The following is a 13,907-nucleotide window of genomic DNA, read 5'->3' on the forward strand; positions in this document are numbered from 1 at the left end:
GTTTTGCGCGATTTCTTATAAGTATTTTTGCGACAAAAAGTGAATCATCGGCAAAGGGAAAAATAGCGCCTTTTTTGGCTGAAAAATATGCAATATCTTCATTTCAATGATGATTAATGTGACAGGAAGATGATGTCGCGAATAAATCATCAGCAAATATAAAAAAAGGGGTCAGAACGACCCCTTATGGATAATATTAATAAAATGTAAAAATGATCTTATTTTTTTGCTATTCCACCCGGAAGCGAACGGTCAAACCAGGCGATCAACTTATCGGAAAGCGAGGTCATTAATACCCACGGCGCACCTATCAGCACCGCGCTGAGCGACCCTACGGCAATATCGGTGAACCAATGGGCGCCGATCATCACTCGCGGGAAAGCAAAAACCACAAAAATAACCAGTGCAATGATAAATGCCCGGCGGCCGAAATATCGCCACATAAACGAGGCGAAAATGAGCAACATCATGCCGTGGTCGCCCGGGAAGCTATCTTTTGAAGCGTCTTTAGTTGGCAGTGAGACCACGTCGCTGACTTTCGTAATATCCGTAAAGAACAACGAAGGGCTGGCGCGCTGTACCGGCATCAGATGCTGGGCAAGTTGATTGATAATCACCGCCGCGAGCAACATCACCAGCCCCATAAGGATAATGCGACGGCGTTCAGCGCTCTGCGCTTTGATCCAGAAACTGAGCATCAGACAGCCCATCGCCAGCAGCGAGCAGGCGTCGAACGCGCGATTGTTGATAATGGCTAACAGCCAGGCATACGCGCGGTTGGTGCTGACGCCCTGGTTAAAGAAGTGAAAAATAGCCGAGTCAAGCGGGAACCAGAAACCGTGATTTGCCGGTAGATACCAGGAACAAAATAAGGCTACGCCCGCGACGTTCAGCAGCAAGATAAGGGGGATACGGTTTTTAGTCATAACAGATGCGATTTTTTTAAACAGCGGCCAAACATAGCCGCATTAACTTAAACGAAGCTTCAACAGCGAGGACTGCAGGGCATTCCAGTCAACTTCTGACTCGGAAATCAGTTCGATGCGGCTATCCGGCGGCGGCGCGTTTTGGGTTTCGATGTGTAGATCGAGCCCCTGACGGTTGATACGCACCAATCCTTCAGCAATACGCATCACGCCTTTCACCCGGCCAACCGGCGCCAGGCGCGCCCATTCCAGCAACCCAACGGTGTCAAATTGGGTATCAGCATCAAAAATCCAGCCGCAGGCATGGTATCCCTGGCCGCTGTTAACACTGCGACGCCAGCGTTGATGCGCCGGTAGATTCAACGCCGCCAGACCCTGCTTTTGCCCGTGACTATGCACGTGGTCCGGGCTTGCCGGCAGCGGGGTGGTGTTACGGCGCGGGAGATCCAGCAGCGCGAGCTTGATATTCCCCTGGGTGGCGTTTACCTGCAGGCGCTTCCCGGCGTACTGCCGCCACCAGTTGGCAAAAGCGGCATCGCTTTCCGGCGTCGCCCGATCGCTTTTATTGGCGACGATGACATCGGCTGCGGCCAGCTGATCGCGGAAATTATCATTGGCCACGATCTTTTCCTCCAACAGCTGGCGCGGATCGAGAATGCACAGCGTCGCGCGCAGATCGATCCACGGTTCATAGACGGCGGCGGTGAGGATATCGAGAATTTGCTTCGGATGGCCCAGCCCGGTAGGCTCAATCAACAGACGGTCAGGTTTTCCCTGGCGCAACAGCGTATTGAGCCCAACCTGCATCGGCAGACCGTTGACGCAGCACATGCAGCCGCCGGGGATCTCTTTTAGCAACGCGCCGCTTTCCGCCAGCAGGGCGCCGTCGATGCCGACTTCCCCAAACTCGTTGACCAGCACGGCCCATTTTTCATCCGCAGGTTTATTGGCCAGTAGATGAAGAATTGAGGTCGTCTTGCCGCTGCCGAGAAAGCCCGTGATCAGGTTAGTTTTGGTCACAATTTCTCCAGCACAGAAATGTAATGTTGTAACAGTTGCGACTATCCTGACGAAAAAAGGGGAAAAAGAGAAGGGATACTGCGGACAGAAATGCATTCTGTCCGCTAAACAGCAGAAATTGTTAACTGCGTAGCGCCTTAGCCACAGCTTCGCGGGCGCCTGATTTAACCAACTGATGCCAGGCTGCAGTGACGTCGGCAACAAACTGCGGATTGCCCGGTAGATCCTTGCCAAATATCTCTTCGAGGCTGAGCAGGGCGCTGACGCGCTCTTCTTGCTGGCTGGCGTCAACCAACTGTTTGATTTTGTCGACCAGCGGGTCGCGCACATCAATGGCTTGCCCGGCGTCGTCGACGCCGCTTACATAACGCATCCAGCCAGCCACGCCCAGCGCCAGCAGCGGCCAGCGGCTGCCGTTTGCCAGATGAACGCGAATACTATCGAGCATGCGCTGCGGCAGCTTTTGGCTGCCGTCCATGGCGATTTGCCAGGTACGATGCTTTAACGCCGGATTGGCGAAGCGCGTTATCAGGCTGTCAGCATAGGCAACTAAATCCACGCCGGTAATCGATAGCGTTGGCGCTTGTTCATCAAGCATCAGGCGGCGTGCGGCATGGCGGAAAACATCATCCTGCATACAGTCGCTCACATGCGCGTGCCCTGCCAGATAGCCCAGCCAGGCGAGGAAAGAGTGGCTACCGTTGAGCATCCGCAGTTTCATTTGTTCCCACGGCAGGACGTCGCGGGTCATCTGTACGCCCGCCGTTTCCCAGGCCGGGCGCCCGGCGACAAAATTATCTTCCACCACCCATTGAATAAACGGTTCGCAGCTGATGGCGCAGGGATCTTCAACGCCCAGCACGGAGACAATCTCCGCCAGCGATTCTTCGGTGGCGGCCGGTACGATGCGGTCAACCATAGTGCCGGGGAAGCTGACATGTTCAGCAATCCAGTCGGCCAGCTCCTGACTACGTTTCTCAGCCATGCCGAGAACGGCGTTTTTCACGACGTGACCATTGTCGGGAATATTGTCGCAGGAGAGTACGGTGAAGGGAGCGAGTCCGCGTTCGCGGCGACGATTGAGCGCTTCAACTAAAATACCGGGAGCCGACTGCGGCAGCGTCGGGTTTTCCAGATCGTGAACGATACGCGGCTGGGTTGGATCCAGTTTACCGGTCGCCGGATCGATGCAGTAACCTTTCTCAGTGATCGTCAGCGAAACGATAGCCACCTGCGGTTCGCAGAATTTCTCGATAATCGCCGCCAGCGAATCCAGTCTGGCGTTCAGGCATTCATGTACTGCGCCAACCACGATCGGCTGGTTACCCTCAGCGCCTTTTTCCAGCACCGTAAACAGGTGGTCCTGCGCACGCAGTTGGCTCATCAGCTTATCGCCGCTGAACAGGCTGATTTCACAAATTCCCCAGTCGCCGCCGCCGGCGTTAAGCACCCGGTCGGTTAGCAGCGCCTGATGCGCGCGGTGAAACGCGCCAAAACCAAGGTGCACGATACGCGAGCGCAATTGGCGGCGATCGTACTGCGGAAGTTGCACGCCTGCTGGCAGCGCGGCGGTAGCGATAGTTGTCATTTTTATACACCTGATTAACCAATGATTAACATCACGCAGTGTAAAGTTATATGACAGCAATTTAAATTGGTAAGCCGAATTTATCCGCTTAGTGTGAGCTGGATCAATCAATGCTACGGGCGAAATTGACCATTCAGCAGAAGCATGTATGGTAGTCGTCATGATGTTTCACATTATTGGTATAACAACTTAAAGAGGGCATTGCGATGGAGCAAACCTGGCGTTGGTATGGACCGAACGATCCGGTATCGCTTGATGATGTGCGCCAGGCGGGCGCCACGGGTGTCGTGACGGCGTTGCATCATATTCCGAATGGCCAGGTCTGGCCGGTAGACGAGATTCAACAGCGTTTAGCGCTGCTGGCGGAAAAAGGCCTGAGCTGGTCGGTGGTCGAAAGTATCCCGGTGCATGAGGATATCAAAACCCACAGCGGACAATATGATAAGTGGATTGCCAACTACCAGCAGAGCATCCGCAATCTGGCGGCCTGCGGTATTGATACCGTGTGCTATAACTTCATGCCGATTCTGGACTGGACGCGTACCGATCTGGAATATCAGCTGGCCGATGGCTCCAAAGCGCTGCGTTTTGACCAGATTGCTTTCGCCGCTTTTGAACTGCACATCCTTAAACGCCCGGGCGCCGAAGCTGACTACAGCGCTGAAGAGCAGCAGCAGGCTGACGTTTACTTCAAGGCGATGAGCGCGGCGGATATCGACAAGCTGACCCGCAATATCATTGCCGGTCTGCCGGGAGCGGAAGAGGGCTATACCCTCGATCAGTTCCGCGCGCGGCTGGCGGAGTATGACCACATCGATAAAGCGCAGCTGCGTGAGAACATGGCCTACTTCCTGCGGGCGATTGTGCCGGTGTGCGAAGAAGTCGGCGTGCGCCTGGCGGTTCACCCGGACGATCCGCCGCGTCCGATCCTCGGCCTGCCGCGTATCGTGTCGACGATCGACGATATGCAGTGGTTGAAAGAGACGGTAGACAGCATTTATAACGGCTTTACCATGTGTACCGGATCCTACGGCGTGCGCGCCGATAACGATCTGGTGAAGATGGTGGAAACCTTCGGCGATCGTATCCACTTTACCCATTTGCGCTCTACCTGCCGTGAAGAAAATCCAAAAACCTTCCACGAGGCGGCGCACCTGAACGGCGACGTCAATATGGTGGCGGTGGTCAATGCTATCCTGAGCGAAGAGCTGCGTCGTAAGAAAGCCGGCGATCTGCGCCCGATCCCGTTCCGTCCGGATCACGGCCATCAGATGCTTGACGATCTGCGTAAGAAAACCAACCCCGGTTATTCGGCGATTGGCCGTCTGAAAGGCATGGCGGAAGTGCGCGGGGTTGAGCTGGCGCTGAAGATGACCAAATACCCTGAGCTGCTGTAATCATGGCGTGAGGGAAAGCAAAAGGACAGCCAACGGCTGTCCTTTTTTGTGCCTGATATCGGCAGCGAGTAGATACTGTTATCGGTTTGCAAACTTTTAGCTTGAGAAAAGCGTTTATCTCGTTTCGCTCCAGAGTATCTTGCGCTCCCGGTTAATTTTTCTGCAATATGTTTTCCGTGGCGCAGGGAGCGCACAGAGGGCGGCCAGTCGCCGCCGCCCTCTGTACTCCCGGGCTCTGGCCGCCAAAATCGCCACTTCGTGGTTCCTTCGACTTATCCCTGAAGGCTTCGGGTCGGGCCGAGGCAGCGTCCTTGCAAAACACGGCCCTCAGCCCGCATCCATGCGGGCTGCCCCGGCCTTCCGGGAACGTCTCAGCGATTTTGAGGCCACCAACACCGGCAGTTTCAGTAACCATGGGTACAAAATAGAGATCTTAAGCTCACAATGGCACGAACTGTAGCCCGGATAAGGCGCGCAGCGCCGCCATCCGGGAACAGACCCGGCCTGCGCGACGCGGGGCCGGGCAACCGTCAGAGGAGGGGGGTTAGTCCGCGCGGCCCATATAGCGGCACTCTTCGATATGAATGCGGATTTTCTCACCGCTGGTCAGGTATTCCGGAACCTGAATGACCAGCCCGGTGCTCATAGTGGCCGGTTTGGTGCGCGAGCTGGCGGAAGCGCCTTTGATACCCGGTGCGGTTTCTACGATTTCCAGGTCAACGGTCTGCGGCAGCTCCAGCGCCAACAGCTGGCCATCCCAGGTCAGAACCTGCATATCCGGCATGCCGCCTTCCGGGATAAACTGTAGCTCTTCTTCGATCTGCTCTTTGGTGAAGGTATACGGGGTATAGTCTTCTTTATCCATGAATACATATTCGTTGCCATCGACGTAGGAGAAATCAACGAAACGACGGGTCAGGGTGACGGTATCAACAATATCGTCGCCCTTAAAACGCTCTTCTACTTTCAGGCCGGTACGCACGTCGGAAAAACGCATTTTATACAGCGTTGCTGCGCCACGGGCGCTTGGCGACTGAATATCAATATTTTTAACAATCAGCAGTTTGCCGTTGTAATTCAGCACCATACCTTTTTTAATTTCATTCGCTCTTGGCATTGCAGTAATCCTGTCACTTAAAGGGTCAAAAATATCGCGTAAAACTACTCGCGCCGGGCCTTTCAGGCAAGCGGAATTCGCGACTTTTGCTATCTCCTGGCAAATCTTCGATCGGCGCTGCTGAAAAAGCCGTTTCGCCAGCTTCAGCTTTCCTGATAGCCGATATTTTGCTACTGTCCGCCTCCCACTCATTAAGGAGTCAGGTATGGAATGTCGCCCGGACTGCGGAGCCTGTTGCACCGCGCCGTCCATCTCAAGCCCCATTCCCGGAATGCCTGACGGCAAGCCGGCAAATACACCGTGCGTGCAGCTGGATGAACATCTGCGTTGCAAGATTTTTGCCTCGCCGCTGCGCCCTAAAGTCTGCGCGGGTTTACAACCGACGGCGGAAATGTGCGGCAGCACGCGTCAGCAGGCGATGGCTTATCTCATTCATCTCGAAGCGCTGACTGCGCCCTAAACGTCTTTAATACGCCACAGGCAGACCTGGGCGATAATTCCCATCACTAGCGCAATCCAGAATACCGCGTGATAGCTCCAGATTTCCGCGACGACGCCCGCTAGCGAGCCGGCGATGATCCAGCCGACGCGCGTGGTATTGGTATAGAGCGTGGTCGCCGCGCCCGCCTGGCCCGGCATCAGATCCTGAAAATAGAGCATACCGATACCGGCGAGGATCCCGATGTAAATCGCGTTCAGCGCCTGCATCCCCAGCAGCAGGGCCGGGGTATGGACGGTCAGTATACCGATATAAAACAGCAGCCCTGCAAGCGCGGCAATGCGCATCAGCAAGCGCTTACCAAAGCGTTTCGCGTAATACCCGGCAATCAGCATGGTGGGGATTTCCAGCCCGGCGGCGGTCCCCATCATCAGCCCGGCCAGTTTCTCCGGCAGATGAAGTTCATTAATGATAAACAGCGGCATATTAATGATATAGAGGCTGTTGGTGCCCCACATTAACGTACAGATGCTGAACAGCAGCAGCGCGTCGCGGCGGTTGGTGCGCGGCGCTTCGAGATGACCAACGGCGGTTTTGCTCTCTTTACGCATGCTGGGCAGGAAAAACCAGACCATCAGCGCGCAGATAATAAACGCCACGGCGGCGCTGAGATACATCACGGTAAAACCAAAACCCATCGCCAGCGCGTAGGCCAGCGGTGGGCCGATTACCCACGCCAGCGAGACCTGCGCGCGCAGAATGGAGCTGAACATCACCGCCTCGCGCCCGGTTTTGTCCGCGTGTTCGCGAGCGAGGGCGAACATTTGCGGGTTGGCGGTAGAGCCAAAACTACTGAGAAAGACGCCGACGAACAGCAGAATAAAGTAGTTGCGGTTCCAGGCGAACAGCACGCAGGCCAGCACCCCCAGCAGGCAGCAGGCGACAATCAGCTGCTTGCGATCGCCTTTACGATCGGAACGTCCGGCAAGAAACTGGCTTACCAGAATACCGATGACCGCGCTGCCGGTAAAAAAGAAGCCGACCATTGCCGGGCGCACGTGCACCTCATTGGTCAAAAACAGGCTCAGGGTCGGGGTTTGTAAGGCCCCGGCGATCCCCGTCAGAAAGGCGACGATAAGAAAAGCGGAGGAGGTTAAGTCGAACCCGCGGCGGGGAAGGGCGGCGCTACTGTTTTGCATGCTGGAATATCGTTGGTTTCAGAAGAGGCGAAGTTTACGCCGACACCCATAAAATAAATAGTGGTATGGCACGAAAAATTAAAAAGGCGTTTCAAATTATGTCGTTCAGCAAAATGCTGAAGCCAATGGCGGATTTCACTATTAGCTTCAGCAAAAATGTGCGGTATCTCTAAATTCTGTTATCAGCCTTCGGAGTTTACTTGCGCAGTGCACAATAAAGGTACAGACTCATTGAAACGTTTCAGCGTCATCAGAGTATTATCCAATCATCGGGTGGCGTATTTTTTCTCATGTTAGCTGAAACGATTCACTTCAGCGGAGAGGAGAACTATGTTCCAGTTATCTGTTCAGGATATTCATCCCGGCCAGCAGGCCGCGAATAAAGAAGAGGCAATACGTCAGATTGCTGGCGCGCTGGTTAGCGCGGGTAATGTGGCTGACGGCTACGTTAACGGTATGCTTGCCCGCGAGCAGCAGACCTCCACTTTCCTCGGCAATGGCATCGCCATCCCGCACGGCACCACCGATACCCGCGACCAGGTTCTGAAAACGGGTGTACAGGTGTATCAGTTCCCGCAGGGCGTGACCTGGGGAGAAGGACAAACCGCTTATGTGGCGATCGGCATTGCCGCCAGCTCCGACGAGCACCTTGGTCTGCTGCGTCAGTTGACGCACGTTCTGAGCGACGACTCGGTGGCTGAACAGCTGAGAACCGCCACTACGGCAGAAGAACTGCGCGCTCTGCTGATGGGCGAAAAGCAAAGCGAAGCGCTGAAGCTCGACAACGAAACCTTGAGCCTGGACGTGGTCGCCAACGATCTGCTGACGCTGCAGGCGCTGAACGCCGCGCGGCTGAAAGAGGCGGGCGCGGTAAACGCCGATTTCGTCAGCCGCACCATTAACGATGCGCCGCTCAACCTGGGTCAGGGGATCTGGTTGAACGACTGTGCGGAAGGCAACTTGCGTAGCGCTATCGCCGTGAGTCGCGCCGCCAACGTGTTTACCGCTGACGGGCAGCCGGTGGCGCTGCTGATCACCGTCGCGATGGCCGATGAGCAGCCGACCGCGGTGCTTAATCGCCTGAGCAATCTGCTCATTGATAAAAAAGCGGAGCATCTGCTGAAAGCCGACGCCGCCACGCTGCTGGCGCTGCTGACCAGCGACGACGCCATTGCTGAAGACGTGCTGAATGCTGAATTTGTAGTACGCAACGAGCACGGGCTGCACGCGCGTCCGGGCACGATGTTGGTCAATACGATTAAACAATTCTCCAGCGACATTACCGTCACCAACCTCGACGGTTCCGGCACGCCGGCCAATGGCCGCAGCCTGATGAAGGTCGTAGCGCTGGGTGTGAAAAAAGGTCACCGTCTGCGTTTTACCGCGCAGGGTGAAGATGCGCAACAAGCGCTGGATGCGATTGGCGAAGCGATCGCCGCAGGCCTTGGGGAGGGCGCATAAATGAGCAGACGTGTAGCAACGATTACTTTAAATCCGGCATACGACCTGGTGGGCTTCACCCCGGAAATCGAACGTGGCGAAGTGAACCTCGTGCGCACCACCGGCCTGCATGCGGCAGGTAAAGGTATTAACGTGGCGAAAGTGCTGAAAGATCTCGGCATCGACGTCACCGTCGGCGGCTTCCTCGGAAAAGATAACCAGGATGGCTTCCAGCAGCTGTTCAGCGAGCTGGGCATCGCCAACCGCTTCCAGGTGGTGCAGGGGCGTACCCGTATTAACGTCAAGCTGACGGAAAAAGACGGCGAAGTGACCGATTTCAACTTCTCCGGTTTTGAAGTAACCCCGGCGGACTGGGAGCGTTTCGTTAATGATTCTCTGAGCTGGCTGGGGCAGTTCGATATGGTTTGCGTCAGCGGCAGCCTGCCGTCCGGCGTAAGTCCGGAGGCCTTCACCGACTGGATGACGCGCCTGCGCAGACAGTGTCCGTGCATTATTTTCGATAGCAGCCGCGAAGCGCTGGTCGCCGGACTGAAAGCCGCGCCGTGGCTGGTAAAACCAAACCGCCGCGAGCTGGAAATCTGGGCTGGCCGCAAGCTGCCGGAGATGAAAGATGTCATCGACGCCGCTCATGCGCTACGCGAGCAAGGTATCGCCCACGTGGTGATTTCGCTGGGCGAAGAGGGCGCGCTGTGGGTCAACGCCTCCGGCGAATGGATTGCTAAACCGCCTTCAGTCGAGGTCGTCAGCACCGTAGGCGCCGGTGATTCGATGGTCGGCGGCCTGATTTACGGCCTGCTGATGCGTGAATCCAGCGAGCATACCCTGCGTCTGGCGACTGCCGTCGCCGCCCTGGCCGTCAGCCAGAGCAACGTTGGCATTACCGATCGTACCCAGTTGGCCGCAATGATGGCGCGCGTCGACTTACAACCCTTTAATTGACAGCAGGAGAGGCATAATGAAAACGCTGCTGATTATTGATGCCGGGCTTGGACAGGCTCGCGCCTACATGGCGAAGACCCTGCTCAGCGCCGCGGCGCAGAAAGCGCACCTTGAGCTGATTGATAACCCGAACGATGCTGAACTGGCCATCGTGCTGGGAACCGCGCTGCCGGCTGACAGCGCGCTGAACGGTAAAAACGTCTATCTGGGCGATATTAACCGTGCAGTCGCTCATCCGGAATTGTTCCTCGGCGAAGCGAAAGACCACGCTAAGCCGTACGTTGCGCCAGCGGCGGTAGCCGTTCCGGCCGCCGCTCAGGGGCAGAAACGTATTGTCGCCGTTACCGCTTGTCCGACCGGCGTTGCTCATACCTTTATGGCGGCGGAAGCCATCGAAACCGAAGCCAAAAAACGCGGCTGGTGGGTGAAAGTGGAAACCCGTGGCTCCGTGGGGGCGGGTAATGCCATTACTCCGGAAGAGGTGGAGCAGGCGGATCTGGTCATCGTCGCCGCCGACATCGAAGTCGATCTGGCGAAGTTCGCCGGTAAACCGATGTATCGCACCACCACCGGCCTGGCGCTGAAGAAAACCGCGCAGGAGCTGGATAAAGCCGTTGCGGAAGCGAAGCCGTACCAGCCATCCGGCAAACCGCAGGCGTCCGGTGAAGGTAAAAAAGAGTCGGCTGGCGCCTATCGTCACCTGCTGACCGGCGTCTCCTACATGCTGCCGATGGTGGTCGCGGGCGGGCTGTGTATTGCGCTGTCGTTCGCGTTTGGTATTAAAGCGTTTGAAGTGAAAGACACCATGGCGGCGGCGTTGATGCAAATCGGCGGCGGTTCAGCCTTTGCGCTGATGGTGCCGGTACTGGCGGGCTTTATCGCTTTCTCCATCGCTGACCGTCCGGGTCTGACGCCTGGTCTTATCGGCGGTATGCTGGCCGTCAGCGGCGGCTCCGGCTTTATCGGCGGTATTATCGCCGGTTTCCTTGCCGGTTATGTGGCGAAGTTAATCAGCACCAAGCTGAAGCTGCCGCAGAGTATGGAAGCGTTGAAGCCGATTCTGATCATTCCGCTGATTTCCAGCCTGATTGTCGGCCTGGCAATGATCTACCTGATTGGCAAACCGGTGGCGGGTATCCTGGCCTGGCTGACCCATTGGCTGCAAACCATGGGGACGGCGAACGCGGTGCTGCTTGGCGCGATCCTCGGCGGTATGATGTGTACCGATATGGGCGGCCCGGTGAACAAAGCGGCTTATGCTTTCGGTGTGGGTCTGTTGAGTACCCAAACCTATGCTCCGATGGCGGCGATTATGGCGGCCGGTATGGTGCCACCGCTGGCGCTTGGCCTGGCAACGCTGATTGCTCGTAACAAGTTCGATAAATCGCAGCGTGAAGGCGGTAAAGCGGCGCTGGTTCTGGGGCTGTGCTTTATCACCGAAGGGGCGATTCCATTCGCCGCACGTGACCCGATGCGCGTACTGCCTTGCTGTATCGTTGGCGGCGCGGTGACCGGCGCTATCTCGATGGCGGTAGGCGCGAAACTGATGGCGCCGCACGGCGGTCTGTTCGTCCTGCTGATCCCTGGCGCCATCACTCCGGTGCTGGGTTATCTGCTGGCGATTATTGCCGGTACGCTGGTCGCGGGTCTCTCTTACGCGGTGCTGAAGCGCCCGGAAGCGCCGGCAGCGGAAGTTGAAAAAGCGGCGTAATATCAGCGCAATAGAAAAGGGCCGATTCATCGGCCCTTTTTTTGTTCCTGAATTCAGGCCACTTCGGCGGTCTGCTGCGCCCGCAGCCAGGCAATTTCTTCCGCCCAGATATCCGGGTTAATGGTTTCCAGAATCAGCGGGATACCATCGAAACGGTTATCCTGCATGATCCAACGAAAAGCATCATGGCCGATATTGCCTTCACCGAGGCTATGGTGACGGTCGACGCGGCTGCCAAAAGTGCTTTTGGCATCATTGAGGTGCATGCCGCGCAGATACTGGAAGCCGACGATCCGTTCGAATTCGGCAAAGGTCTTTTCACACTCCTCCGCGCTGCGTAGGTCATAACCGGCGGCGAAAGCGTGGCAGGTATCAATGCAGACGCCAACGCGGGATTTGTCTTCAACGCCGTCAATGATGGCGGCCAGATGTTCAAATTTAAAACCAAGATTGCTGCCCTGACCGGCGGTATTTTCGATAACCGCGGTCACGCCTTCGGTTTTCGCCAGCGCGATGTTGATGGATTCAGCGATACGCGCCAGGCATTCATCTTCCGGGATCTGCTGCAGGTGGCTGCCCGGATGGAAGTTGAGCAGCGTTAATCCCAACTGCTGGCAGCGGGTTAATTCATCGATAAACGCCTCGCGGGATTTCTCCAGCGCTTCTTCGACCGGATGACCGAGGTTAATCAGGTAGCTGTCGTGCGGCAGGATCTGCCCCGGGCCGAAGTGATATTTTTCGCAGGCGGCTTTGAATTCGGCAATCGCGTCATCGGTGAGCGGCGCGGCGCGCCATTGACGCTGATTTTTGGTGAACAGGGCGAAGGCGGTCGCTTCGATTTCGGCGGCGCGGATGGCGGCATTGGCCAGCCCGCCGGAGGCGCTTACGTGCGCTCCAATGTATTTCATAAAAAAACTCCAGTTAAGCCGCTGGGGGGAGGGTAATGATAGCGGCTTAACCGGAGAGTTACAGCAATGAATGAATATCGACGAGAAACTTACTGCTTAGCCAATCAGGTGGTGGATAGCGAAGTTAATCGCGCCGCCGCCAACAATCAGCCAGACGAACAGTACCAGCGCCATCAGCAGCGGCTTAGCGCCGGCTTTTTTCAGCGCGCTGACGTGGGTTGTTAAGCCCAGCGCGGCCATTGCCATTGCCAGCAGTACGGTATCAAGCGTGACCAGCATATCGACGACGGCTTTCGGCAGCAGGTGGAAGGAGTTAAACACCGCCACCAGAATAAACAGGATGGCAAACCACGGAATGGTGATTTTGCTCTTTTCGCCGTTACCGGCTGGCGCCAGCTGTTTCACACGAGCGGCGATGAACAGCAGGAACGGAGCCAGCATCATCACGCGCAGCATTTTGGCGATAACCGCGGCATTTTCGGCGTCCGGGCTAACCGCGTGACCGGCGGCAACCACCTGCGCGACTTCATGCATGGTGGAGCCCATATAGATGCCATAGGTTTCCGGAGTGAACCAGTGCGCCAGCAGCGGATACATCGCCGGGTAGAGGAAGATGGCGATGGTACCAAAGATAACTACTGTCGCCACGGCGACCGTCACTTTACTGGCTTCAGCTTTGACGACCGGTTCGGTGGCCAGAACCGCCGCGGCGCCGCAGATGCTGCTACCGGCGCCGATAAGCCAACTGGTGTGTTTATCGAGACCGAAGACCTTCTGCCCGAGGAAACAGGCGATAAAGAAGGTGCTGGAAAGCGTCAGTACGTCAATCAGGATCCCGCTGACGCCGACGTCAGCAATCTGGGCGAACGTCAAACGAAAACCGTACAGAATGATCCCCAGGCGCAGCAGATGCTGCTTGGCGAAAATCACCCCGCCATCGCAGGACTGCCAAATCTTTGGATAAACGGTGTTACCGACCACCATGCCGAACAAGATAGCCAGCGTCAGCGCGCTGAAGCCCGCGCCGGCGATAGCAGGAAAACTGCCTGCCCACAGGGCGGCGCCGGTCAACGCGGCGGTCAGCGCCAGGCCTGGGACGAAATGCCACAGGGTGCGATGTTTAGTGGGTAAAGTGAGTGCTGTCATAACCTTCTCCTTTGTCTGGGCAAAGAATACGACTGGCTGGTTTAAAAATAAAATTG

The 13,907-nt window shown here is 56.4% G+C and carries 12 protein-coding genes; 5 read left to right on the top strand and 7 right to left on the bottom strand.

Annotated elements, in window-relative coordinates; all coding sequences use genetic code 11:
* Positions 1-218: 218 nt before the first annotated feature.
* The 3 genes from PGS10_RS16805 to PGS10_RS16815 form a co-directional block, all read right to left on the bottom strand.
* Positions 219-926 carry a phosphatase PAP2 family protein gene (locus PGS10_RS16805; protein WP_047043195.1) on the bottom strand — a complete coding sequence of 236 codons (708 nt, stop codon included), beginning with the start codon at positions 924-926 and terminating at the stop codon, positions 219-221.
* Positions 927-968: 42 nt separating this feature from the next.
* The gene (locus tag PGS10_RS16810; RefSeq protein WP_316423276.1) at positions 969-1,946 is read right to left on the bottom strand and encodes a CobW family GTP-binding protein; all 978 of its coding nucleotides are present in this window, start codon (positions 1,944-1,946) and stop codon (positions 969-971) included.
* 121 nt (positions 1,947-2,067) lie between these two features.
* Positions 2,068-3,534 (bottom strand): mannitol dehydrogenase family protein, encoded by a 1,467-nt coding sequence (locus PGS10_RS16815; protein ID WP_047044948.1) that lies wholly within the window; start codon positions 3,532-3,534, stop codon positions 2,068-2,070.
* A 206-nt stretch (positions 3,535-3,740) separates the two neighbouring features.
* On the opposite strand from PGS10_RS16815, the gene uxuA reads away from it, so the two are divergent.
* Complete coding sequence (gene uxuA / locus PGS10_RS16820; protein ID WP_045376800.1) at positions 3,741-4,931, top strand: mannonate dehydratase; 1,191 nt, start codon at positions 3,741-3,743, stop codon at positions 4,929-4,931.
* A gap of 544 nt (positions 4,932-5,475) precedes the next feature.
* On the opposite strand, the gene yeiP is transcribed toward uxuA, so the two are convergent.
* Entirely contained in the window at positions 5,476-6,048 is a 573-nt protein-coding gene (gene yeiP, locus PGS10_RS16825; protein WP_015365690.1) for an elongation factor P-like protein YeiP, read from the bottom strand.
* A 205-nt stretch (positions 6,049-6,253) separates the two neighbouring features.
* On the opposite strand from yeiP, the gene PGS10_RS16830 reads away from it, so the two are divergent.
* Positions 6,254-6,508, top strand: coding sequence for a YkgJ family cysteine cluster protein (locus PGS10_RS16830; RefSeq protein ID WP_045391329.1), 255 nt, complete (start codon positions 6,254-6,256; stop codon positions 6,506-6,508).
* On the opposite strand, the gene setB is transcribed toward PGS10_RS16830, so the two are convergent.
* On the bottom strand, positions 6,505-7,686 hold the full coding sequence (setB, locus tag PGS10_RS16835; RefSeq protein WP_047044945.1) for a sugar efflux transporter SetB: 1,182 nt from the start codon (positions 7,684-7,686) through the stop codon (positions 6,505-6,507). The genes PGS10_RS16830 and setB overlap by 4 nt on opposite strands.
* A gap of 330 nt (positions 7,687-8,016) precedes the next feature.
* On the opposite strand from setB, the gene fruB reads away from it, so the two are divergent.
* The 3 genes from fruB to fruA are packed head-to-tail and all read left to right on the top strand — an operon-like array spanning position 8,017 to position 11,797.
* Entirely contained in the window at positions 8,017-9,147 is a 1,131-nt protein-coding gene (fruB, locus tag PGS10_RS16840; RefSeq protein WP_316423278.1) for a fused PTS fructose transporter subunit IIA/HPr protein, read from the top strand.
* Complete coding sequence (gene fruK / locus PGS10_RS16845; RefSeq protein ID WP_316423279.1) at positions 9,148-10,086, top strand: 1-phosphofructokinase; 939 nt, start codon at positions 9,148-9,150, stop codon at positions 10,084-10,086.
* A gap of 16 nt (positions 10,087-10,102) precedes the next feature.
* On the top strand, positions 10,103-11,797 hold the full coding sequence (gene fruA / locus PGS10_RS16850; RefSeq protein ID WP_045391316.1) for a PTS fructose transporter subunit IIBC: 1,695 nt from the start codon (positions 10,103-10,105) through the stop codon (positions 11,795-11,797).
* 53 nt (positions 11,798-11,850) lie between these two features.
* On the opposite strand, the gene nfo is transcribed toward fruA, so the two are convergent.
* Entirely contained in the window at positions 11,851-12,705 is an 855-nt protein-coding gene (gene nfo / locus PGS10_RS16855; RefSeq protein WP_047078278.1) for a deoxyribonuclease IV, read from the bottom strand.
* Positions 12,706-12,801: 96 nt separating this feature from the next.
* Entirely contained in the window at positions 12,802-13,851 is a 1,050-nt protein-coding gene (locus tag PGS10_RS16860; protein WP_045391310.1) for a YeiH family protein, read from the bottom strand.
* Positions 13,852-13,907: the final 56 nt, after the last annotated feature.

It is taken from the genome of Klebsiella sp. 141153 (assembly GCF_032601995.1).
GTDB lineage: Bacteria > Pseudomonadota > Gammaproteobacteria > Enterobacterales > Enterobacteriaceae > Klebsiella > Klebsiella aerogenes.

Bases quoted from the DNA above. Each gene is read 5' to 3' on its own strand.
- PGS10_RS16815 (WP_047044948.1), bottom strand. From the start codon at position 3,534: ATGACAACTATCGCTACCGCCGCGCTGCCAGCAGGCGTGCAACTTCCG.
- PGS10_RS16860 (WP_045391310.1), bottom strand. From the start codon at position 13,851: ATGACAGCACTCACTTTACCCACTAAACATCGCACCCTGTGGCATTTC.
- PGS10_RS16830 (WP_045391329.1), top strand. From the start codon at position 6,254: ATGGAATGTCGCCCGGACTGCGGAGCCTGTTGCACCGCGCCGTCCATC.
- uxuA (WP_045376800.1), top strand. From the start codon at position 3,741: ATGGAGCAAACCTGGCGTTGGTATGGACCGAACGATCCGGTATCGCTT.
- fruK (WP_316423279.1), top strand. From the start codon at position 9,148: ATGAGCAGACGTGTAGCAACGATTACTTTAAATCCGGCATACGACCTG.
- nfo (WP_047078278.1), bottom strand. From the start codon at position 12,705: ATGAAATACATTGGAGCGCACGTAAGCGCCTCCGGCGGGCTGGCCAAT.
- fruB (WP_316423278.1), top strand. From the start codon at position 8,017: ATGTTCCAGTTATCTGTTCAGGATATTCATCCCGGCCAGCAGGCCGCG.
- fruA (WP_045391316.1), top strand. From the start codon at position 10,103: ATGAAAACGCTGCTGATTATTGATGCCGGGCTTGGACAGGCTCGCGCC.
- PGS10_RS16805 (WP_047043195.1), bottom strand. From the start codon at position 926: ATGACTAAAAACCGTATCCCCCTTATCTTGCTGCTGAACGTCGCGGGC.
- setB (WP_047044945.1), bottom strand. From the start codon at position 7,686: ATGCAAAACAGTAGCGCCGCCCTTCCCCGCCGCGGGTTCGACTTAACC.
- yeiP (WP_015365690.1), bottom strand. From the start codon at position 6,048: ATGCCAAGAGCGAATGAAATTAAAAAAGGTATGGTGCTGAATTACAAC.